General features: G+C 66.3%; 16 protein-coding genes. 9 read left to right on the top strand and 7 right to left on the bottom strand.

All coding sequences use genetic code 11. From position 1 onward, the window contains the following. Positions 1 to 52 precede the first annotated feature (52 nt). From BLS61_RS14360 to rlmF, 8 genes are all read left to right on the top strand, one after another. Positions 53 to 472 carry a DNA polymerase III subunit chi gene (locus BLS61_RS14360; RefSeq protein WP_090431941.1) on the top strand — a complete coding sequence of 140 codons (420 nt, stop codon included), beginning with the start codon at positions 53 to 55 and terminating at the stop codon, positions 470 to 472. Positions 473 to 529: 57 nt separating this feature from the next. Beyond that, the gene (locus BLS61_RS14355) at positions 530 to 964 is read left to right on the top strand and encodes a DNA polymerase III subunit chi (RefSeq protein WP_090431939.1); all 435 of its coding nucleotides are present in this window, start codon (positions 530 to 532) and stop codon (positions 962 to 964) included. Positions 965 to 1,131: 167 nt separating this feature from the next. Further along, entirely contained in the window at positions 1,132 to 3,963 is a 2,832-nt protein-coding gene (locus tag BLS61_RS14350; RefSeq protein WP_090431937.1) for a valine--tRNA ligase, read from the top strand. Between the two features lie 139 nt (positions 3,964 to 4,102). Then, on the top strand, positions 4,103 to 5,530 hold the full coding sequence (gene nhaC / locus BLS61_RS14345; protein WP_090431935.1) for a Na+/H+ antiporter NhaC: 1,428 nt from the start codon (positions 4,103 to 4,105) through the stop codon (positions 5,528 to 5,530). Between the two features lie 224 nt (positions 5,531 to 5,754). Further along, positions 5,755 to 7,131: a sodium:proton antiporter NhaD gene (gene nhaD, locus BLS61_RS14340; protein ID WP_090431934.1), complete on the top strand. Its 1,377-nt coding sequence runs from the start codon at positions 5,755 to 5,757 to the stop codon at positions 7,129 to 7,131. Positions 7,132 to 7,164: 33 nt separating this feature from the next. Then, a complete protein-coding gene (locus tag BLS61_RS14335; RefSeq protein ID WP_090431933.1) occupies positions 7,165 to 7,461 on the top strand; it encodes a winged helix-turn-helix domain-containing protein in 297 nt (98 codons plus the stop codon). A gap of 32 nt (positions 7,462 to 7,493) precedes the next feature. Beyond that, a complete protein-coding gene (locus BLS61_RS14330) occupies positions 7,494 to 9,323 on the top strand; it encodes an SLC13 family permease (protein ID WP_090431932.1) in 1,830 nt (609 codons plus the stop codon). A gap of 147 nt (positions 9,324 to 9,470) precedes the next feature. Beyond that, the gene (gene rlmF / locus BLS61_RS14325; RefSeq protein ID WP_090431931.1) at positions 9,471 to 10,472 is read left to right on the top strand and encodes a 23S rRNA (adenine(1618)-N(6))-methyltransferase RlmF; all 1,002 of its coding nucleotides are present in this window, start codon (positions 9,471 to 9,473) and stop codon (positions 10,470 to 10,472) included. 78 nt (positions 10,473 to 10,550) lie between these two features. On the opposite strand, the gene BLS61_RS14320 is transcribed toward rlmF, so the two are convergent. Then, positions 10,551 to 11,795: an SLC13 family permease gene (locus BLS61_RS14320; protein WP_090431930.1), complete on the bottom strand. Its 1,245-nt coding sequence runs from the start codon at positions 11,793 to 11,795 to the stop codon at positions 10,551 to 10,553. Between the two features lie 87 nt (positions 11,796 to 11,882). Beyond that, on the bottom strand, positions 11,883 to 12,662 hold the full coding sequence (locus tag BLS61_RS14315; RefSeq protein ID WP_090431929.1) for a substrate-binding periplasmic protein: 780 nt from the start codon (positions 12,660 to 12,662) through the stop codon (positions 11,883 to 11,885). 269 nt (positions 12,663 to 12,931) lie between these two features. On the opposite strand from BLS61_RS14315, the gene BLS61_RS14310 reads away from it, so the two are divergent. Beyond that, positions 12,932 to 13,720, top strand: a complete 789-nt coding sequence (locus BLS61_RS14310) for a substrate-binding periplasmic protein (RefSeq protein WP_090431928.1) — start codon at positions 12,932 to 12,934, stop codon at positions 13,718 to 13,720. 59 nt (positions 13,721 to 13,779) lie between these two features. Here BLS61_RS14310 and BLS61_RS14305 read toward each other — a convergent pair whose 3' ends face one another. The 5 genes from BLS61_RS14305 to sbcD form a co-directional block, all read right to left on the bottom strand. Beyond that, positions 13,780 to 14,322: an isochorismatase family protein gene (locus tag BLS61_RS14305; protein WP_090431927.1), complete on the bottom strand. Its 543-nt coding sequence runs from the start codon at positions 14,320 to 14,322 to the stop codon at positions 13,780 to 13,782. A gap of 2 nt (positions 14,323 to 14,324) precedes the next feature. Then, a complete protein-coding gene (locus BLS61_RS14300) occupies positions 14,325 to 17,759 on the bottom strand; it encodes an SbcC/MukB-like Walker B domain-containing protein (RefSeq protein WP_090431926.1) in 3,435 nt (1,144 codons plus the stop codon). 58 nt (positions 17,760 to 17,817) lie between these two features. Continuing rightward, the gene (locus BLS61_RS14295; RefSeq protein ID WP_090431925.1) at positions 17,818 to 18,180 is read right to left on the bottom strand and encodes a hypothetical protein; all 363 of its coding nucleotides are present in this window, start codon (positions 18,178 to 18,180) and stop codon (positions 17,818 to 17,820) included. Positions 18,181 to 18,246: 66 nt separating this feature from the next. Then, positions 18,247 to 19,344 (bottom strand): GGDEF domain-containing protein, encoded by a 1,098-nt coding sequence (locus BLS61_RS14290; RefSeq protein ID WP_208598807.1) that lies wholly within the window; start codon positions 19,342 to 19,344, stop codon positions 18,247 to 18,249. Between the two features lie 273 nt (positions 19,345 to 19,617). Further along, complete coding sequence (gene sbcD, locus BLS61_RS14285; protein ID WP_090431924.1) at positions 19,618 to 20,838, bottom strand: exonuclease subunit SbcD; 1,221 nt, start codon at positions 20,836 to 20,838, stop codon at positions 19,618 to 19,620. Between the last annotated feature and the right edge of the window lie 211 nt (positions 20,839 to 21,049).

Below are 21,049 nucleotides of genomic sequence, written 5' to 3'. Positions count from 1 at the left end.
CTCCTACGCAATCCGATACACCGCCATTCGCCTTTTATCATCGAAGCCCCTGATGCCCAGAATCGAGTTCTACGTCCTCTCTTCCAGCGACGCCGACGGCCGCCTGCGCGCCGCCTGCCAATTGGCGCTCAAGGCCTGGGGAGCCGGCCTGCCGGTGTTCGTCCGGGGCAGCGACGAGACGCAATGCGCCGAGCTCGACGAGATGCTGTGGAGCTTCAAGGCCGAACGCTTCGTGCCCCACGACCTGCATCAGGACGCTCCGCTGTCGCCCGTGGTGCTGGGTATCGACGAAGTACCTAGCGCCGACCAGGGCGTGCTGATCAACCTCGGCAGCAGCCTGTCGCCGCATGTCGAGCGTTTTTCCCGCATCATCGAGATCGTCAACCAGCAGCCCGAGCTGCTGAGCGCCTGTCGCGAGAATTTCCGCACCTACCGCCAGCGCGGGTATGATCCGCAGCGCGTCGAACTTTAGTGGCCGTCGGCGCTCACAATTTCAGGCTACTGCCCCTTGCCCGCTGCACCGACCGCCATGGACACTCCCAAGCCTCCGCAAAAACCTGCTCAACTGCTGCACGACCTGGAGTCGATTCGCGAGCTGCTGGGCGATAACACCAGCGAACCGCCACTGCTGATCGAGTCGCTCGACCCGGACAGCATTCCGGTGTTGTCCGATATCGTCAGCGCGCCGCCCGGCCCACCGCCGCCCTTCCACACCACTCAGCCGCCCAAACCAACCGCACCGGCAGCCGCCACTGCGCCAGCCGCAAGCCCGCTGCGCGAGCGCATCGAGCCGCGCCTGCACGACAGCGCGCGCGACCTGCAGCACCTCAATGGCGAGTTGCGCGCAGCCGCGCAACTGATCCTGCAGGACGTGATCGACGACTTCGTGCCGCAGATCGAGGCCGAGCTCAAGCGCCGCCTGGAAGCGCGCCTGCCGCGCCTGTTGCCGCCACGCAAGCCCTGACAGCTACACGGGCAATAGCTGGTGCGCACGGCGCACCCTACGACCGCATCCGCCATGCCAAAGATGGCGGTTTCAGCCGCCCTACAGCGCGAGACTTATGGCTTGGCCCGTAGACGCGGTATACTTGCCGGCTTTTCCGATCAGCCGTCACAAGGGTCCCGCCGCGCATGGACAAGACCTACCAGCCGCACGCCATCGAATCCAACTGGTACCAGACCTGGGAGCAGAACAACTACTTCGCCCCACAAGGTAGCGGTGAGCCGTACACCATCATGATCCCGCCGCCGAACGTCACCGGCAGCCTGCACATGGGTCACGGCTTCAACAACGCGATCATGGATGCGCTGATCCGCTTCCGCCGCATGCAGGGCCGCAACACCCTGTGGCAACCGGGCACCGATCACGCCGGTATCGCCACGCAGATGGTGGTGGAGCGCCAGCTGGCCGCGCAGGGTATCGGTCGTCACGACCTGGGCCGCGAGAAATTCCTGGAGAAGGTCTGGGAATGGAAGAATCAGTCTGGAGGCACCATCACCCGGCAGATCCGCCGCCTGGGCAGCTCGGTGGACTGGTCGCGCGAGCGCTTCACCATGGACGACGGCCTGTCCGAAGCGGTCAAGGAAGCTTTCGTCCGTTTGCATGAAGACGGCCTGATCTACCGCGGCAAGCGCCTGGTCAACTGGGACACCAAGTTCCACACCGCCATCTCCGACCTGGAAGTGGAAAACCACGACGAGAAAGGCTCGCTGTGGAACCTGCGCTACCCGCTGGCCGATGGCAAGAAGACCGCCGACGGGAAGGACTACCTGATCGTCGCCACCACCCGCCCGGAAACCATGCTCGGCGACAGCGCCGTGGCCGTGCACCCGGAAGACGAGCGCTACAAGGCGCTGATCGGCAGCTACGTCGAACTGCCGCTGGTGGGCCGTCGCATCCCGATCATCGCCGACGACTACTGCGACCCCGAGTTCGGCACCGGCTGCGTGAAGATCACCCCGGCGCATGACTTCAACGACTACGAAGTGGGCAAGCGCCACAACCTGCCGCTGATCAACATCTTCGACAAGGACGCCGCCGTGCTGGCCACGGCCCAGGTGTTCAACCTCGACGGCAGCGTCAACGCCGAGGTCGACGGCAGCCTGCCGGCCGAATACGCCGGCCTCGACCGCTTCGAGGCGCGCAAGCGCATCGTCGCTGCCTTCGAAGCCGCGGGCCTGCTGGAGAAGATCGAAGACCACGCGCTGAAAGTGCCGAAGGGCGACCGTTCCGGCACCGTGATCGAGCCGTGGCTGACCGACCAATGGTACGTCTCCACCAAGCCGCTGGCCGAAAAAGCCATCGCCGTGGTCGAGAGTGGCGAGATCCAGTTCGTGCCCAAGCAGTACGAGAACATGTACTTCAGCTGGATGCGCGACATTCAGGACTGGTGCATCAGCCGTCAGCTGTGGTGGGGCCACCGCATCCCGGCCTGGTACGACGAGGCCGGCAACGTCTACGTCGGCCGTGACGAAGCGGAAGTACGCGCCAAGCACAACCTCGAAGGCGTCGCCCTGCGCCAGGACGAAGACGTGCTGGACACCTGGTTCAGCTCTGGCCTGTGGACCTTCTCCACCCTTGGCTGGCCCGAGCAGACCGATTTCCTCAAGACCTTCCACCCGACCGACGTGCTGGTCACCGGCTTCGACATCATCTTCTTCTGGGTCGCGCGGATGATCATGCTGTCGACCCACCTGACCGGGCAGATTCCGTTCAAGACCGTCTACGTACACGGCCTGGTGCGCGACGGCCAGGGGCAGAAGATGTCCAAGTCCAAGGGCAACGTGCTCGACCCGCTGGACATCGTCGACGGCATCACCCTCGACGAGCTGCTGGAAAAACGCACCAGTGGCATGATGCAGCCCAAGCTGGCCGAGAAGATCGCCAAGCAGACCCGCGCCGAGTTCCCCGAAGGCATCGCCAGCTACGGCACCGACGCCCTGCGCTTCACCTTCTGCTCGCTGGCCACCACCGGCCGCGACGTGAAGTTCGACTTGGGCCGTGTCGAGGGCTACCGCAACTTCTGCAACAAGCTGTGGAACGCTACCAACTTCGTTCTGGAGAACACCGAAGGCAAGGACTGCGGCGCCGGTGGCGAGGCTGTCGAGCTGTCCGCCGTCGACCGCTGGATCATCTCTGCCCTGCAGCGCTGCGAGCAGGACGTCACCCGCCACCTCGATGCCTTCCGCTTCGACCTCGCCACCCAGGCCCTGTACGAGTTCGTCTGGGACGAGTACTGCGCCTGGTACCTGGAGCTGGTCAAGCCGGTGCTGTGGGACGAAACCGCCTCCGCCGAGCGCCAGCGCGGCACCCGCCGCACCCTGGTACGGGTGCTGGAAGTGATCCTGCGCCTGGCCCATCCGTTCATGCCCTTCATCACCGAGGAGATCTGGCAGCGCATCAAGGCGCTGGCCGGCAAGGACGGCGCGACCCTGATGCTGCAGCCCTGGCCGGTGGCCGCCGAGGAGCGCATCGACGCCGCCGCCGAAGCGGATATCGAGTGGGTCAAGCAACTGATGCTCGGCGTACGGCAGATCCGTGGCGAGATGAAGATCTCCATGGCCAAGCGCATCGACATCATCGTCGCCAACGCCAACGACGCCGATCTGCGCCGCCTGGCCGACTTCGAGCCGCTGCTGAACAAGCTGGCCAAGTTCGAATCGGTCCGTGTGCTGGCCGCTGGCGAGGAAGCGCCGATGTCCGCCACCGCCCTGGTCGGCGAGATGCAGGTGCTGGTGCCGATGGCCGGGCTGATCGACAAGGACGCCGAGCTGGCGCGCCTGGACAAGGAAATCACCCGCCTGCAGGGCGAAGTGCAGCGCGTCGGCGGCAAGCTGGCCAACGAAGGCTTCGTTGCCAAGGCGCCTGCCGAAGTGCTGGACAAGGAACGCGCCAAGCTGGCCGAGGCCGAGCAGGCGCTGAGCAAGCTGGTGGAGCAGCGCGGCAAGATCGCTGCGCTCTGACCACCGCGCACCAGCGGAAGACCCGCGCCCTGACCGGCGCGGGTTTTGTTTTTTGTGGGCGTGGCTTCAGCCGCGCGCTTCAACCGCCAAGTCGCGGCTGAAGCCCCTCCCACGGTTCATCTGATTTTCCGGTATCCCCATGACCACCCGCTCCCCTTCCCTGCTCGATGCGCTGCTACCCATTGGCGTGCTCGTCGTGCTGCTCGGCCTTTCCGTCTACCTGTTCGGCGACGGCTCCTCCAGTGGCCCGAACCAGATCGCGCTGATGAGCGCCGCCTTCGTCGCCGGCCTGGTCGGGCTGAAGAACGGCCTGCGCTGGGCCGAGATCGAGGAAGGCATACTCGCCGGCATCCATATGGCGATGAAGGCCAACCTGATCCTGCTGGCGGTCGGCGCCCTGATCGGCACCTGGATTCTCGCCGGCACCGTGCCGACCATGATCTGGCTGGGCCTGAAACTGATCAGCGCCGAGTACTTCTACGTCACCAGCTGCCTGATCTGCGCCCTCACCGCGCTGTCCATCGGCAGTTCCTGGACGGTGGCCGGCACCCTCGGCATCGGCCTGATGGGCGTGGCGGCAGGCCTGGGTCTGGATCCGGCGATCACCGCCGGGGCGATCATTTCCGGCGCCTACTTCGGCGACAAGCTCTCACCCCTGTCGGACACCACCAACCTGGCCCCGGCCGCCGCTGGCGCCGATCTATTCGCGCATATCCGCAACATGCTGCGTACCACCACGCCGGCGCTGCTGATCGCCCTGGTGATCTTCTTCGTGCTCGGCCAGCAGGCCGGCGCCAGTCACGACACCGGGCGTATCGCCGAGGTGCTGGTGGCGCTGGAGGCGCAGTTCCGCCTGGGCTGGCACCTTCTGCTGCCGGTGGCCTTCCTGCTGTTTCTCGCCATGCGCCAGTGGGCGGCCTTTCCGGCGGTGTTTCTCGCCGCGCTGCTCGGCGCGGTGTTCGCCCTGGTGTTCCAGCCGGAGGTGATGGGCCGCCTGGCCGATCCGGCGGCCGGCGTCCTGGCACCGCTGAAAACCGTCTGGAGCGCGCTGTTCGCCGGCTACGAGTCGGCCAGCGGCAACGCCGAGCTGGACGGCCTGCTGTCCAAGGGCGGCATGGGCAGCATGCTCACCACCGTCTGGCTGATCATCTGCGCCATGTGCTTCGGCGGCGTGCTGGAGCGCCTCGGCCTGCTGCAACGCCTGCTGCAGAGCGCGCTGCGCCTGGTACGCAGCGACAGCGGCCTGGTCGCCAGCACCATCACCACCAGCATCGGCACCAATGTCATCACCGCCGACCAGTACATCGCCCTGGTGCTGCCGGGACGCATGTACCGCGCCGAATACGAGAAGCGCAGCCTGGCGCCGACCAGCCTGTCGCGCGCCCTGGAGGACGGCGGCACCCTGACTTCGGTGCTGGTGCCCTGGAACACCTGCGGCGCCTACATGGCCGCCACCCTCGGCGTGGCCACCCTGAGCTACCTGCCGTACTGCTTCTTCAACCTGATCATGCCGGTGCTGGCCATCGCCCTGGCCTACGTGCTGCCGCCCAGGCGCCAGGAGAGCTGAGCGCCCGTCGTCATCAACCGGCGGCGCTCCGAGCCCAGCGCCGCGGCTGATGCGGCCTGGCGCACTTACAGAATTTCGCCAAAAAAGTAGCGCCCGCCCCTTACAAGGCAGCGTTTTCAGCGCTGCCCACTCCCAATTGCCGAACTTTTCAGGCATCTTCTGCGGCCTCCCCGGAGCCCTTAAGCCGGGGCTTTCCACTCTTATAAAAAAACGGAACCCTGATCATGTATGCGTTGATGGCACTCGTCTTTGTCCTCGGCTACCTGTGCATTGCACTGGAGCACCCGTTAAAGATCGACAAGGCAGCCTCCGCCCTGCTCACGGCCGTGATCGCCTGGACCCTGCTGGTTCTCGGCGCCGACAGCATCCTGCCGCTGCTCGGCACCGGCACTGCCGGGGCCAGCACCAATACCCATCATGTGGTCGAGGAGTTGCGCCATCACCTCGGCGAGATTTCCGAAATCCTGTTCTTCCTCATGGGCGCCATGACCATCGTCGAGCTGATCGACGCCCATGAAGGCTTCAAGGTCATCACCGACCGCATTCGCACCCACAAGCGCGTGCACCTGCTGTGGCTGGTGGGGCTGATCACCTTCTTCCTGTCCGCGGCGCTGGACAACCTGGCCACCACCATCGTGATGATCTCGCTGCTGCGCAAGCTGATCGCCGACATGCACGAACGCTGGTTCTACGCCGGCATCGTGGTCATCGCCGCCAACGCCGGCGGCGCCTGGTCGCCGATTGGCGACGTGACCACCACCATGCTGTGGATCGGCAATCAGGTCACCGCCACCGGCATCGTGGTCAAGCTGATCATCCCCAGCCTGGTCTGCCTGCTGGTGCCGCTGCTGATCATGAGCTTTCGCCTCAAGGGCGAAGTGGCCGAACCGCGCATCAAGGAAAGCGCCGAGAGTCGCCGTGACCCCACCACTCCGTTCGAACGCAACCTGGTGTTCGGCCTCGGCCTGGGTGCGCTGATCTTCGTGCCGATCTTCAAGACCATCACCCATCTGCCGCCGTACATGGGCATCCTCTTCGGCCTCAGCCTGCTGTGGATCACCACCGAGATCATCCACCGCAGCAAGAACAGCGAAGAAAAGGATCCGCTGTCGGTGGTCGGCGTGCTGCGCCGCATCGACATCACCAGCGTGCTGTTCTTCCTCGGCATCCTGCTCGCCGTTTCCGCGCTGTCCAGCGCCGGACACCTGATCCAGGTGGCGACGCTGCTCAAGGACAGCCTGGGCAACGTCTACAGCATCGCCATTTCCATCGGCATGCTCTCGGCCGTGGTGGACAACGTGCCGATGGTCGCCGGCGCCATGAAGATGTACCCGCTGATCAGCCCCGAGGCGCTGGCCACTGCCGCCGCAGACGAACTGCCCTGGCTGCGCAATTTCGTGGTCAACGGCAACTTCTGGGAAATGCTCGCCTACTGCGCCGGCACCGGCGGCAGCTGCCTGATCATCGGCTCGGCCGCCGGCGTGGCGGCCATGGGCATGGAGAAGATCAACTTCATCTGGTACCTGAAGAAGATCACCGGCCTGGCCTTCATCGGCTACCTGGCCGGCGCCGCCACCTACATGCTGCTGTTCGCCGCCTGACCGGCGGCGCACCAACAGGTACAGGAAGTCGCCATGCAGACCAGCAAGACTCGCACCAGCTTCTACCGTCGGCTCTACGTGGCCTGGTTGATCGACAGCGGCCAGGCCGTCAGCGTACCCGCGCTGATGGAAGCCACCGGCATGCCTCGGCGCACCGCGCAGGACACCCTGGCCGCCCTGTCCGAGCTGGACATCGACTGCCAGTTCGAGCAGAACCGGGGCGAGCGCAACAACGCCGGCCACTACCGGATTCACGACTGGGGGCCGATCGACAAGCGCTGGATCGCCGCCAACCTGCAGCAGATCAAGACCACGCTGGGTTATCCCTGAAATAATCGCGCCCATACGTCATGGGAACTGCGATGAATCCTGATCTGCTCTGGGTGCTCGGCCTGCTGGCCGGCGCCGTCACCCTCTTCGTCATCGGCAGGCCACGCATGGACGTGGTCGCCCTGCTGGTGCTGGTCGCCCTGCCGCTGACCGGCGTGCTCGACCTGCAACAGACCCTGGCTGGCTTCAGCGATGCCAACGTCATCCTGATTGCCGCGCTGTTCGTCATCGGCGATGGCCTGGTGCGCACCGGCATCGCCTACCGTCTGGGCGACTGGCTGGTGGCGAAGGCCGGCAGCAGCGAGACGCGCCTGCTGATCCTGCTGATGCTGGCGGTGGCCGGCCTGGGTTCGGTTATGAGCTCCACCGGCGTGGTGGCGATCTTCATCCCGGTGGTGCTCGGCGTGGCTGCGCGCCTGCGCATCGCCCCGGCGCGGCTGATGATGCCACTGGCCTTCGCCGGGCTGATCAGCGGCATGCTGACCCTGGTGGCCACCCCACCGAACCTGGTGGTGCACGCCGAGTTGCGCCGTGCCGGCCTGGACGGCTTCGGCTTCTTCGCCTTCACCCCCATCGGCCTGGCCATCCTTGGGCTGGGTATCGGCTACATGCTGCTGGCGCGGCGCTGGCTGGTGCGCAAGGGCGCCGGTGACGCTGCCGAGCCGCCGCGCCTGACCCTGGCCGACCTGGCCGAGCGCTATCGCCTGAACGAGCGCGAGCGACGCCTGCAGGTGCGCGCCGACTCGCCCCTGGCCAATCAGGTGCTCAACGAGTTGCAGCTGCGTCGCGATCACGGCATCAACGTCATCGCCGTCGAGCGCCGCCAGCGCCTGCGCACCCTGCTGCTGATGGCCAGCGGCAACACCCAGCTGGAGCCGGGCGACGTGCTGCTGGTGGACATCGCCAGCCCCGCCATCGGTCTGCTCGGCAGCTACCAGGCGCTGGGGCTGGAGCCCATGCCGCTGGCGCACTCGTACTTCAGCCTGCACGCCCATGAGCTGGGCCTGGCCGAGGTGGCGCTGCCGCCGGAATCGCAACTGCCCGGCAAGACCATTCAGGAACTGGGCTTTCGCTCGCGGCACAAGCTCAACGTGGTCGGCCTGCGCCGCCAGGGGCAGGCGCTGGAAGGCGTGCTGGTGGACGAAAAGCTCAAGGCCTCCGACACCCTGCTGGTGGCCGGCGCCTGGCGCGACATCCATCGCCTGCAGGGGCTGAGCCGCGATTTTCTGGTGCTCAGCCTGCCGGCGGAAGTGGCCGAGGTGGCACCGGCCGCGCGCAAGGCGCCCTACGCCCTGCTCAGTCTGGCGGTGATGGTGGGGCTGATGGTCAGCGGGCTGGTGCCCAACGTGCAGGCCGCGCTGATCGCCTGTCTGCTGCTGGGCGCATTTCGCTGCATCGACCTGGACAGCGCCTACCGCGCCATTCACTGGCCGACGCTGATCCTTATCGTCGGCATGCTGCCCTTCGCCCAGGCGCTGCAGCAGACCGGTGGCGTCGAGCTGGCCGTGCAAGGGCTGGTCGGTGGCCTGGGCGATGCCGGGCCGCGCTTGATACTCGCCAGCCTGTTCGCCCTCACCGCGGTGATCGGCCTGTTCATCTCCAACACCGCCACGGCGGTACTGATGGCCCCGGTAGCCATCGCCACGGCGCAGGCGCTGGGCGCCTCACCGCTGCCTTTCGCCATGACCGTGGCGCTGGCCGCCTCGGCTGCCTTCATGACGCCGATCTCCTCGCCGGTGAACACCCTGGTGCTCGGCCCCGGCCAGTATCGCTTCGGCGACTTCGTGCGCATCGGCGTGCCCTTCACCCTGCTGGTGATGCTGGTCAGCGTGCTGCTGGTGCCGCTGATCTTTCCGCTCTGAGGTACTGTGGTGCGCACGGCGCACCCTACGGATCGCAGCGGCCGCAAACGTAGGGTGCGCCACGCGCACCGGCTTCGTATCCCGAATGCAGTGCGCCCCCTGCCCGACTATGGGAAAATCCCGCGCCCGACTCGCCGATGCCCGTTCATGCCCCAGCCGCCGAAACGCCCGCGCAAACCTGCCCCCGCCGCCGTGAAAACCGCACCGGCCAAGGGCGAGCTGCATCCACGCAATCGTCACCAGGGCCGCTACGACTTTCCCGCGCTGATCAAGGCCAGCCCCGAACTGGGCGATTTCGTCATCAGCAATCCCTACGGCAAGCCGAGCATCGACTTCGCCAATCCGGCGGCGGTCAAGGTGTTCAATCGCGCGCTGCTGGCGCAGTACTACGGCATCCGCCATTGGGACATTCCCGAGGGCTACCTGTGCCCGCCGATCCCCGGCCGCGCCGACTACCTGCACAACCTCGCCGACCTGCTGGCCACTGACAACGACGGACAGATACCCCGCGGCGCCGGCATCCGCGCGCTGGATATCGGCGTCGGTGCCAACTGTATCTACCCGCTGATCGGCCATTGCGAATACGGATGGCACTTCATTGGCGCCGATATCGCGCCGGCAGCGCTGGCCTCGGCGCGCGCCATCGTCGCGGCCAACCCGCAGCTGGTCGGCGGCATCGAGCTGCGCCAGCAGGCCAATGCCGAGCACATCTTCCTCGGTCTGCTGCAGACGGACGAACGTATCGACCTGACCCTGTGCAACCCGCCCTTCCATGCCAGCGCCGACGAAGCCACCCGTGGCAGCACGCGCAAGTGGCGCAACCTCGGCAAACTCGATCCCAGGCGCAAGCTGCCGGTGCTCAACTTCGGTGGTCAGGCGGCCGAGCTCTGGTGTCCGGGTGGCGAGGCCGCCTTTCTCAAGCGCATGGCCAGCGAGAGCGCGCAGGTGGCCGGGCAGGTCTTGTGGTTCAGCAGCCTGGTGTCCAAGGGCAGCAACGTCGAGCTACTGCAGGGCTGGCTGGCCAAGGCCGGCGCCGCCGAGGTACGCATCCTCGGCATGTCCCAGGGGCAGAAGCAGAGCCGCCTGGTGGCCTGGACCTTCAAGGATGCGCAGGCGCGCGCCGCCTGGCGGCAAAGGCATTGGTGCTAGACCAAGCGGCCGGAGAACCATTGGCGCGCATGGCGCACCCTACAGGTTTGTCCAGGTGCGCCGCGCGCAGCGACCGAGCTACCAGGGCAGCCAGCCACCCAACGCCAGCCAGAGCCCGGCCAGGGTCATGCTCAGCAGCGTCACCGGCACGCCGCTGCGCGCATAGTCGACGAAACCGATACGCACGCCCTGGCGCTTCGCCCCTTCGGCGACGATCAGGTTGACCACGCTACCGATCAGCAACAGGTTGCCGGCCAGGGTCGACATCAGCGCCAGGCCGATCAGCACCGCATGCGACAGCTCCGGCATCAGCCCCAGCAGCAACACCACGAAGGGCACGTTGCCGATCAGATTGCCCGCCACCAGCGACGAGGTCGCCAGCGATATCACGCCCTGCGGCAACAGCCCATGCTCGGCCAGCCAGGCGGCGCCCTGCGCCAGCTGCGGCAACTGCAGCGCGGCGCCGCTGACCAGGAACAGGCCGACGAACAGCAGCAGCAGGTTCCAGTCCACCTTGCTCACGTAGTCGCGGCTGTCCACCCGTCGCGACACCATCACCAGCACCGCGATCAGCAGCGCCGACAGCTCGCGCGGCAAGGCCGTGGCGAACAGCGCCAGCAGCGCCAGGCTGGCCAGCAGCGGTTTGATGTAGCTGCGCGCACCGTGGATAAGCTCCACCGCCGTCTCGCCGGCAATCAAGGGCCTGGCCTCGCCCCAGCGATGTCGCCACTGCAGCCAGATCACCGCATAGACGATGGCCATGGCCGCCAATGCGGGCGGCCCGGCGACGGCGACATAGCCCCAGAAATCCAGCCCGCCAGCCTGGCCGATAAGGATGTTCTGCGGGTTGCCGATCAGGCTCGCCGCCGAGCCGGCATTGCACGACAATGCCAGCGCCAGCAGAAACGGCCGCGGCTCCAGCCCGCGCAGGTGCAGGCTGCGGCACAGCAGCGGGGTCAGGGCGAAGGCGACGATATCGTTGACCAGCACCGCCGAGAGCAAACCACCTAGCAGCACCACACCCAGCAGCAGCACCGCCGGACGTTCGGCATGCTCGGTCAGGTAGCGGTTGAGCCAGGCGTAGACGCCGGAGAAATCGAACTGCGCGGAGATCAGCATCAACGCCAGCAGCAGCAACAGCGCGCCGGGGTCGAGGTGATGCGCGGCGTCCTGCATGCTCAGCGCACCGCTGACCAGCAGCAGCACCGCGGCGAAGCAGGCGATCCAGCTGCGATCGATGCGCAGGCCGCGAATGCCGCCGGCGGCCATGCCCAGATAGGTGAAAACGAACAGGCCGATGGTCAGCCAGGCAGCGAGGGTCATGCGCGATTCACCCAGTCGGATGCAGGTAAGAAGGAGCGGAGCCTAGCGATACCGAGGCCGTGCGGGAATAGCCCGGGCGAATTTTCCTCAAGGGCCGGGCTGCGCCAGATAGGCCGTCACCCGGGCCTGATAGGTCGCCGATTCGCGCTGGTGCTGCACCTCGTTCCAGATCCGCTCGGCCAGATCGGCATCGCGCGCCAGCAAGCCCTTGGACAGCATCAGGTAATAGGGTTTTTCCTCCAGCGGCTGCGCCAGCTTCTCCACCCGCACGGAGAGCTGCGGGTTGGCCTTCAGGAAGAAATCACCACGCATGGTCTGCAAGGCGACCGCCTCGACTCGCCCATGCACCAGCATCTGCAGCAAGGCCAGCGGGTCGCGGCTGGACTCGTCCACCTCCAGCCCGTGAGCCAACAACAGGTCGCGGATGGAAAAACCGCTGAGCGAGCCGACCCGCCCACTCAGTTGACTGAAACGCTGACCGTCCCAGGACACCGCGCTGCCGGCGCGGCGGTACAGGCTGTAGCGCGAAGTGTGCAAACGCCGGAGGACGTCCGGATGGCCCTCGGCATCGACGGGGTAATGGCCCATCTGCAGGCGTTCGGGCTTGAAGCTGGCGGCGAAGGCGCCGTCATAGAGGCCCTGCTCGAGCCCTGACAGGCAGCGTTTCCAGGGCACCGCGACGTAGGTCAGCTGCAGTTCAAGGGCCTGCTGCACCAGGCCGAGCAGCTCCAGGTTCAGACCGGTGCCGTCGGTCATCACCCAGGGGAAGGAGTTCTGATCCTCATGGCAGAAGGTCAGCGTCGGCTGCGCGCCATGACAGGCAGCGGCCAACGCCCAGAGCAGGCAGTACTGCAGCGCTTTGTGCAAAACGAGACTCCATCACCGGAATGCCCGAGCACGGGCATTCGATTCGCGGCTTGCCACCGACTTCTTGTCCCAAGCATAGGCATGTTTGCCCGAAGCCGTCTGCAGCACCTGGGGGCACCACCTGGCAAAACGACGCGCCAGCACGCAGCGAAGCCAGGCGCCAGGCTTGAATCATTCCACTGCCTCGCATGCGCGAGCATGACTGGGATCAACAGGGCGAACCGATTAAAGTGCCATCATCCTGTTGCCCGAGCTGTCGAGGACTACAGATGCGCCAAGGCCTGCTGATCGTGCTGTTTAGCCTGCTCTGCTGCGGCCCTCTCGAGGCCGTCGAGGCACCTTTGCTACGTATCAGCGCCGGGGAATGGCCGCCCTATCTGTCCGCCAGGGTCGAACACCAGGGACCGGTGGCTCATCTGATCAGCGACCTGCTGGCCGAGGAGGGTTATCGCGTCGAGTTCACCTTCCTGCCCTGGCCACGCGCCTACGCCGAAGCGGCCGCCGGCCGTTACGACGCCACGGCGGTGTGGATGCACAAGGCCGAGCGTGAGGCAGACTTTCTCTTCAGCGCTCCGTTGCTCAACGAGCAGTTCGTGTTCTTCCACCTGAAAACGCAGCCCTTCGACTGGCGGCACTTCGATGATCTCAGCGGCATGACCCTCGGCGGCGGCCTGGAATACAGCTATGGTCCGGCGTTCGATGCCTTTCTCGCCAAGGGAAAAGTGCGCATCGAGCGCGTCTCCAGCGACCGGCAGAACTTCGAAAAACTGCTCAAGGAGCGCGTGGTGCTCTATCCGCAGGAGCTCAACGTCGGCTACGCCGCGCTGCGCAACGAGTTTTCCAGGGAGGACGCCGAGCGCATCACCCATCACCCCAAGCCGCTGCTGGTCAACCTCAGCTATCTGATGCTGCCCAAACGCCTGATGCAGAGTGAAACGCTACGCGAACGCTTCGACGCACGACTGCAGCAGTTTCGCGACGACGGCCGCTACCAGAAGTATTTCGACGACCTGCAGGCTGGCCACTACCAACCCGTGCCGGAGCAGGCCAGCCCGTAGCCCGGACGCAATCCGGGGCAGCGCTAGCAGAGATTCCCGGATTGCATCCGGGCTACGAATCAGCGAATAAAACCGCGGCTGATCTCGCGAAACAGCTCGGTACAGGCCCGCTCCAGCCACTCGAAGGCGACCATCTCACGCGAGACGATCACCGCCCCCGCGCGCTCCATCCGCGCCAGGCCCAGGGCCTTGTCGCGCGGCCGGCGGGAGCCGACGGCCTCGTCCACCACGAATACCTCGCGCCCGGCCGCCAGCAGACCGAGCACCGTCTGCAGCACGCAGACATGGGTTTCCGTCCCACAGACGATGAACTGCCGGCGCTCGCCGCCCGGCAGATCGAACAGCCCGGCGCCGGCGGTGGCCGAAAAATGAATCTTCTCGCGCAGCCCCTCGCGCGGCAGCAGCGCACGCAGGCCCGCCTCGGTCGCGCCGAGGCCCTTGGGATATTGCTCGGTGGCGATCACCGGCACCTGCAGGTGCTGGGCCACCTGCACCAGCCAGGCGGCCTGCTCGACCACCGCCGCGCCGCCGTCGATGGCCGGCAGCAGTCGCTCCTGCAGGTCGATCACCAGCAGGGTGGAATCCTTCGCTCGCATCAGCATCGCTACGCTCCTTCCTTCACCGCAAAACGCGCGTCGAGCCGGCTGTAGCCTAGGCCGACGCCCTTGTGCACCCGCAGCTGTACGGGAATGCGTTCCTTCATCGCCTCGACGTGACTGATCACGCCGATGGTCTTGCCGCTGGCGTTGAGGTTGTCGAGGGCATCGAGCGCCACTTCCAGGGTTTCGCCATCCAGGGTGCCGAAGCCTTCGTCGAGAAACAGCGAGTCGATGCTGGTCTTGTGGCTGACCAGGTCCGACAGCGCCAGGGCCAACGCCAGGCTGACCAGGAAGCTCTCGCCACCGGACAGGGTGCGGCAGTCGCGCGCCACGTCGGCCTGCCAGGTGTCGCACACCTCCAGCTCCAGTTCGCCGCTGCTCTTGCGCGCCAGCTGGTAGCGCCCGTGCAGGCGCGTCAGTTGGCGATTGGCCAGGTGGATCAGGTGATCGAGGGTCAGGCCCTGGGCGAACTTGCGGAACTTGGCGCCATCGGCCGAACCGATCAGGCCGTTGAGCTGCTGCCACAATGCGTGCTCGCTCTCCTGTGCGGCGATCTCGGCGAACAGCGCCTGCTGACTGCTGCGCCGCGCATCGTCGGCCTGCAACTGGGCGCGCAGCTCGCCCTGACGCTGGCTCAGCTCGCGCAAGGCCAATTGCAGCGCCTGCAGCTGCTCATCCAGCTCGGCCAGCGTCAGCTCGGTCTGCGGTGCGGCGCTCAACTGCTGCCATTGCGCGTCGGCGGCGGCCAACAAGGTCGTGGCCTCGGTAAGGGCTTGCTGCAGACGCGCCTGCAAACTCGTCAGACGCTCGCGTTCGTCCTCCTCCAGCAGCGCGGCGAGAAATGCCTGCAGGTCAGTGAAGGGGCTGGCCGCCAGCGCCTGCTGCCAGCGCTGCTCGGCTTCGCTCAGGCGCTGCTGCAGTTGCTGCAGCAGGCTCTGCTGGCTCTGCTGCCGGCCACGCAGGGCATCGCTTTCGCGCTGCGCGCTGGCCAGGCTGTCGATAGCACCTTGCAGGGCCTGCTCGGGCTGCACCACTGGCTCGGGCTCGATCAGCGCCTGGGCCTGTTCGACCTGCCAGCGCTGTTGCCATTGCTCGGCCCGGGCCTCGGCTTCGGCGAGCAGACGCTGGGTTTCGCGCAGCTGCTCCTGCACCTGCTGGTCCTGCGCCTGAGCCTGCTGCCAGTCGCGCCAGGCACTCGCCTGCTCGGCCAGCCAGGTGTCGGCGTCGGCCGGCAACTCCGAGGCAAAGCCCTCGAGGCTGGCCAGCAGCGCCTGATCGTGATGCCGCAGTTCCTGCTCCAATCCTTGCAGACGCTCGTTCTGTTCGCGTTGACGCGCCTGCAGGTTTTCTTCATCGCGCGCCAGCAACGCCTGGCGCTGCTGCATATCGGCCAGCGCCCGTTCGGCAATCTCGCGGGCGCTGCGCGCCTGCGTCAGCTCGGCCTGGCGGGTTTCGACCTGGGCGAGACGCTGCTGCAGTTGCCCCAGATGCTGCTCATGCTCCCGCTGCAACTGCCGCAGCGCTGCGCCATCGGCGATCTGCAGGGCCTGCTCGGCCAGTTGCTGCTGCCACTGCGCGTCCTGTTGGGCGACACGCTGTTGCGCCTGTTCCAGTTGCTGCTGCAGCTGGGCGATCTGCGTGGCCAGACGGGTCAGTTCATCGCGCAGGGTGCCGCCCTGGCTTTCCAGCTGCGCCAGGTCGCTGCGGCACTGCTCCAGCGCCTGGCGCGTGGCGGAGACATCCAGCGCCTGGTACTGGCTGACCGCCGGATGCTCGTGCGAACCGCACAATGGGCAGGCTTCGCCCGGCTGCAGCTGGGCACGATAGGCTTCCAGATCCTGAATACGCTGCTCCTGCTCCAGCAGCTTTTCCTTGTCGGCAACCTGCTGCTTGAGCACCTTGTAGCGCTCACGCAGGCCGGTGATTTCATCGTTCCTGGCGGCGTGCTGTGTGTGCAGCTGCGCCAGGTGCGGGGTCAGCTCGGCGATCTGTTCGGCCGTCTGCTCGCGGCTCTGCGCCAGTTGTTCCAGGCGATCCAGCGCCCTTCCCTGCACCTGCAGCTGCTGCCAGCGCTGCCGCAGCCCGGCCTCGTCGTCCGCGCCGAGCAACGCCTGCAGCTCGCTGTGCTGTTCGGCTTCGCGGGCTTGGGCCTGCTCCAGCCGCGTCGCCGCGTCCGTCTGTTGCGCGGCAAGCTGATCACGCTGCCGTTGCAAGGCAGCGAGCTGCTCGCGCTCCTGCGCCATGCCCGCGCGCAGCGTCTGCTGCCGCATGAGCAGTTGCCCGCGCTGATCGAACTGCGCGCGCCAGCCGCCGAGCAACTCGCCCAAACGCGCTCGCTGCGGCGCATCGTTCAGGCGTGCTTGCAGCGCGTCACGCTGCTCGGTCAGACGCTGCTGTTCGCTCTGGTGCAGGCTCAGGCATTGCCGGGCGTAGCGGCTGGCCAGCCAGAGCTGCCGATGTTCGCGCTCGCTGCTGTGGCGCTGCTGCGCCTGCAGGTTGTCCAGCTCCTGCTGCGCCTGCTGCCGGTCCTGCTGCAGCTGTTGCCAGCTCTGATACAACGGCTGCAGGCGCGCGGCCGGTTCACTGGCGGCCAGACGCTGCAGCTCGCCGGCCGCCTCGTTGCGCGCCTGCTGCGCCTGCTCCAGTCCCAGTCGCGCCCGCTCGCATTGCTGCTCGGCCTGTTGCAGGGCTTCGCGCCAGCGGCGCTGGCCTTGCAGGGCCTGCTGCCGAGCCAGCAGCGGCGCCTCCTCCTGATTCAGGCGCTGATGCTCGGCCTGCAGTTCGGCGCGCTGCGCCTCGTCCAGCAGCTCCATGCCCTGGGCGCGGCTTTTCAGCAGATTCAGCGCCTGTTCCGACGCCTTGGTGCGCTCGTAGACCTGCTGCGAGATCAGTCCGTACACCTCGGTGCCGGTCAGTTCCTCCAGCAGCTCGGCACGCTGGTTGGCGTTGGCCTCGAGGAAGGCCGCGAAACCGCCCTGGGCCAGCAGCATGGATTTGGTGAAACGCTCGAAGTCCAGGCCGGTCAGTTCGGCGGTAAGGTGTTCCTTCTCGCGAATCTTGTCGGTGAGGATTTCACCGTCGGCAATACGCGCCAGCTCCACCTTGGGCGCCTGCAGCGCGCCTTCGACCTTGTCCCGCGCGCGGCGCTGGCTCCAGAAGGCGCGATAGCCCTGCCCTTTCACCTCGAATTCCACCTCGGCCAGGCAGTCGGCAGTGTGCCGGGTCATCAGCTCGTTGCCACTGGCCGACAGCGTGCTCATTCGCGGTGTGCGGTGGTACAGGGCCAGGCAGATCGCATCGAGCAGCGTGGTCTTGCCCGCGCCGGTCGGCCCGGTGATGGCGAACAGGCCGCTGCCGGCGAAGGGCTCGGCGGCAAAATCGATCTTCCATTCGCCCTTGAGCGAGTTGAGGTTCTTGAGGCGCAGGCTGAGGATTTTCATGCACAGGTCGTAAGCCGTTGAAGGCGTTCATTCTGGCATATCCCTGTGGCGTAACGGCTCAATCGCGGCAGTAGCCCTCGCCGCTGCGCACGGTCAGGCAGTTCTGTTTGTCCAGCAGCCATTTCATGCCGGTGGCCTCACCGTTGGTGGCGCGAATGCGCTCCGCCACGCCGTCGCGCACGAAGACGATCTGCGCTCCCTGCGCACGGCCGACGAAGCGTCGCGGGCCGTCGAGGTTGGCGATGGTCAGACGGTAGTCAGCGGGCGTGCCTGTGATTTCCAGGTAGGTGCCCTCCGGCCCGCTCCAGCGTCCCAGCCATTGCTCGGTCAGCCTGGCGTCCTGCTCGCTGGAGTTTTTCGCACAGCCAGTGAGCAACAGGGCAGCGGCTGCAGCCGCGAGAAAATACGCAGTTCGTTGCATGAGGGGCTCCAGAGTAATGAGGGCAGGGATTCGACCGGAGTGGGAATGCGCAGTTCGGGCCTGCCCTCAGAGTATCTCGATGCGGTCGCGGCCATTGGCCTTGGCCCGGTACATCGCCTGATCGGCACGCTCCATCAGGCTGTCGATACTTTCGCCGCGGCGGTATTCGGCGATGCCGAAGCTGGCGCTCTTGCGCTGCACGCGATCGAACGAAAAACCGTTGATCCGCGTCTGCAGCGCCTGCATGGCCTGTTCCGCGTGCTCTGCATCGGTCTGCGGCAGGACGATCAGAAACTCCTCGCCGCCGAGCCGGCCAACCCGGTCGACCACACGCACTCCGTCACGCAGCAGCCCGGCGAACTGACGCAGCACGCTGTCACCCGCCGCATGGCCATGGGTATCGTTGACGCTCTTGAAGTGGTCGATATCGATCAGCACCACCGAGAAAGGCGTGCCGTAACGATCGGCGCGCGCAGCCTCCTCGGCGAGAAAATGCAGGGTGCGCGCACGATTCCACAGCCCGGTCAGGCTGTCGATGCTGGCGCTCAGGGCCAGGCTGTCCTGATGCAGGAACATGCGCTTGTGCACCCTCTCCAGCAGGAAGGCGCTGAGCAGACCGAAGGAGAACGAAGCGAGAATCCAGATCAGGTGCAGCCGTTGCATGCCCGGCTCCAGCGAATGGCCGAGAGTGACGACAAGAATCACCAGCACCGACGCCGAGGCCGTTGCCAGGGCCTGACGCAGGGTGAGACCGGAGACGGCGAAGGTCCACATCAGGTTGAGGTAGAGCTCCGGCGCATAATGGACGAACAGCGGCGTGCCGAAATTGAAATGGAGATTGGCCGCCGCCGTACACACCGGTGCCACCGTGAGAATGGCGAACATGGTGCGCTGGCGATTCGGCTGAAAACTCAGCAAGCCCACCGCCAGCAGCGCGCCGGGCACCATCAGTCCATGGACGATGAAACGGGCCGACACCTGCTCGCTCGCCACGTTCTGCTCGATGGCGGCGTACATCAGGTACAGCGCCATGGTCAGGAAGGCGACGTAGCGAATCTGCGGAATCTTCGCCTGACGATACCAATGGTCGAACGCCTGCCGGGTCGCAGCCTGCGCCCCGTGCAACGGATCCAGCGATCGCGCCAACGCATTGAATAACGGCACTTTCGCACCTCAGCCAAAGCCACCACCCACAGCATAGAATGCCTGCGGCAGCTCGGGCCACAAACAGGCGAGCCCTGCAGCGGAACGATCAACCTAGCGGGCAGGCAAAAGCAGAGCGCTTGATTGAGGGGCCGGCTTCAGCCAGTCCCAGAGAGCGAAGCGAACAATCTGCGTGCGTGGTTAGCCAGCGGCTCTACGAAAAGGCCTGCTGGATCGACCATCTATCCACTTCCATCCGGCTGCGCAGCAATGGATCAAGCCGGTGCCTGACGCTCACTGCTGGGCCTTGGGCAGCTCTTCCACTATCTGTCGGTAGAGTTCCTGCAAGCGCTGGGCGTCGTGCGCCTCGATCGCTTCCTGTTGCAGGCGGCGCCTGAAAACATCTTCCACGCTGAGTTCATCCAGCGTCTCCCGCGCTTCGCTGGCCAGGCTGGCGCTGGCCGTGCCACGTTCGCGGCGGATGCGCAGCACCTCGACAGGTAACCCTTCGCACAGTGCGTCGATGCGGCTTTGCAGGTCGCTCAGGTAGTCATCGGTGCTGACCTGTACCTCGAGCCACACAGGCCGCTCGGTCGTGCCCTGGGCGGCCTGTTCGGCGATGGCACCGGCCAGCTCCTTGAGCGAGCCGCGCAGGCTGGCCATGGGCTGGAACACCGGTACTGGCAATGGCGTGATCGATTGCAGCGCGGCAGCATCGAAGTCCAGCAGCAGCACCTCCTTCTGCTGGCGCGCCTCGTCGAAGGACAGGGCGATGGGCGAGCCGCTGTAGCGGATGTGCTCCAGGCCGCCGACCTTCTGCGGCCTGTGGATGTGACCGAGGGCGATGTAATCCGCAGGCGGGAAGGCGCTGGTGGGGAAGGCCTCGAGGCTGCCGACGTAGATTTCCCGCACCGACTCGCTGGCACTGGCGCCCACGGTGGTGAGGTGGCCGGTGGCGATGATCGGCAGCGCCAGGCCCAGCTCGTCGCGCTTGCGCTGCGCCAGCTCGTGCAGGGCTCGGTAGTGCTCGGCGATGGCCTGCTGCAGCGATTGCTGCTTGTCCTGCGCGCTCTGCCCGGCCTGGCTGGCCGTGACGTCACGCGGGCGGATGAAGGGTACCGCGCAGAGAATGGCGCCAGGCACTCCCTCGCGGTCATGCAGCACCTGCACCTGCTCGGCGAGATCGACACCGACGCCCGGCACCACCCGGGTACCCAGTTGCGCCAGCAGACTGCGGCTCTCGCCGAGCATGGCCGGTGAGTCGTGGTTGCCGCCGAGCACCACCAGCGCACAGCCGGCGTCACGCAGTTCCACCACCAGGCGGTAGTACTGCTCGCGGGCATAGCTGGGCGGCGCGCCGGTGTCGAATACGTCGCCGGCGATCAGCAGCACGTCCACGGCATGGCTGCGTACCTGCGCAAGCAGCCAGGCGCAGAAAGCCTGATGCTCGGCCTGTCGGGTCTTGCCCATGAAGTGCTGGCCCAGATGCCAGTCGGAGGTGTGCAGGATGCGCATGCGAGAACGACCGAAGCGAAAAACCCGCCTACAGTGCCTGCGCGGCCAATGGCTGGCAATGCCGGGCGATGGCATCACATCCGGTTACACAGCCACAGGCGTTGTGGCGACTGGCCGCAAGGCCTTTCTTGCCCGATCCTGCCGGGTACTTGCGCGAACCTAGGCCCGGCTCGCCAGTCGGAGGAAAATCGTCACCTGTGAGGAGCCTTTC

Source organism: Ectopseudomonas guguanensis, from assembly GCF_900104265.1.
GTDB lineage: Bacteria > Pseudomonadota > Gammaproteobacteria > Pseudomonadales > Pseudomonadaceae > Aquipseudomonas > Aquipseudomonas guguanensis.
Note: the sequence above shows the minus strand (reverse complement) of the source record. Positions and strands in the feature narration are given on the sequence as shown.

What these genes read in the sequence shown, in the direction of transcription:
- BLS61_RS14360 (WP_090431941.1), top strand. Translation starts at nt 53, where the DNA reads ATGCCCAGAATCGAGTTCTACGTCCTCTCTTCCAGCGACGCCGACGGC.
- BLS61_RS14355 (WP_090431939.1), top strand. Translation starts at nt 530, where the DNA reads ATGGACACTCCCAAGCCTCCGCAAAAACCTGCTCAACTGCTGCACGAC.
- BLS61_RS14350 (WP_090431937.1), top strand. Translation starts at nt 1,132, where the DNA reads ATGGACAAGACCTACCAGCCGCACGCCATCGAATCCAACTGGTACCAG.
- nhaC (WP_090431935.1), top strand. Translation starts at nt 4,103, where the DNA reads ATGACCACCCGCTCCCCTTCCCTGCTCGATGCGCTGCTACCCATTGGC.
- nhaD (WP_090431934.1), top strand. Translation starts at nt 5,755, where the DNA reads ATGTATGCGTTGATGGCACTCGTCTTTGTCCTCGGCTACCTGTGCATT.
- BLS61_RS14335 (WP_090431933.1), top strand. Translation starts at nt 7,165, where the DNA reads ATGCAGACCAGCAAGACTCGCACCAGCTTCTACCGTCGGCTCTACGTG.
- BLS61_RS14330 (WP_090431932.1), top strand. Translation starts at nt 7,494, where the DNA reads ATGAATCCTGATCTGCTCTGGGTGCTCGGCCTGCTGGCCGGCGCCGTC.
- rlmF (WP_090431931.1), top strand. Translation starts at nt 9,471, where the DNA reads ATGCCCCAGCCGCCGAAACGCCCGCGCAAACCTGCCCCCGCCGCCGTG.
- BLS61_RS14320 (WP_090431930.1), bottom strand. Translation starts at nt 11,795, where the DNA reads ATGACCCTCGCTGCCTGGCTGACCATCGGCCTGTTCGTTTTCACCTAT.
- BLS61_RS14310 (WP_090431928.1), top strand. Translation starts at nt 12,932, where the DNA reads ATGCGCCAAGGCCTGCTGATCGTGCTGTTTAGCCTGCTCTGCTGCGGC.
- BLS61_RS14305 (WP_090431927.1), bottom strand. Translation starts at nt 14,322, where the DNA reads ATGCTGATGCGAGCGAAGGATTCCACCCTGCTGGTGATCGACCTGCAG.
- BLS61_RS14300 (WP_090431926.1), bottom strand. Translation starts at nt 17,759, where the DNA reads ATGAAAATCCTCAGCCTGCGCCTCAAGAACCTCAACTCGCTCAAGGGC.
- BLS61_RS14295 (WP_090431925.1), bottom strand. Translation starts at nt 18,180, where the DNA reads ATGCAACGAACTGCGTATTTTCTCGCGGCTGCAGCCGCTGCCCTGTTG.
- sbcD (WP_090431924.1), bottom strand. Translation starts at nt 20,838, where the DNA reads ATGCGCATCCTGCACACCTCCGACTGGCATCTGGGCCAGCACTTCATG.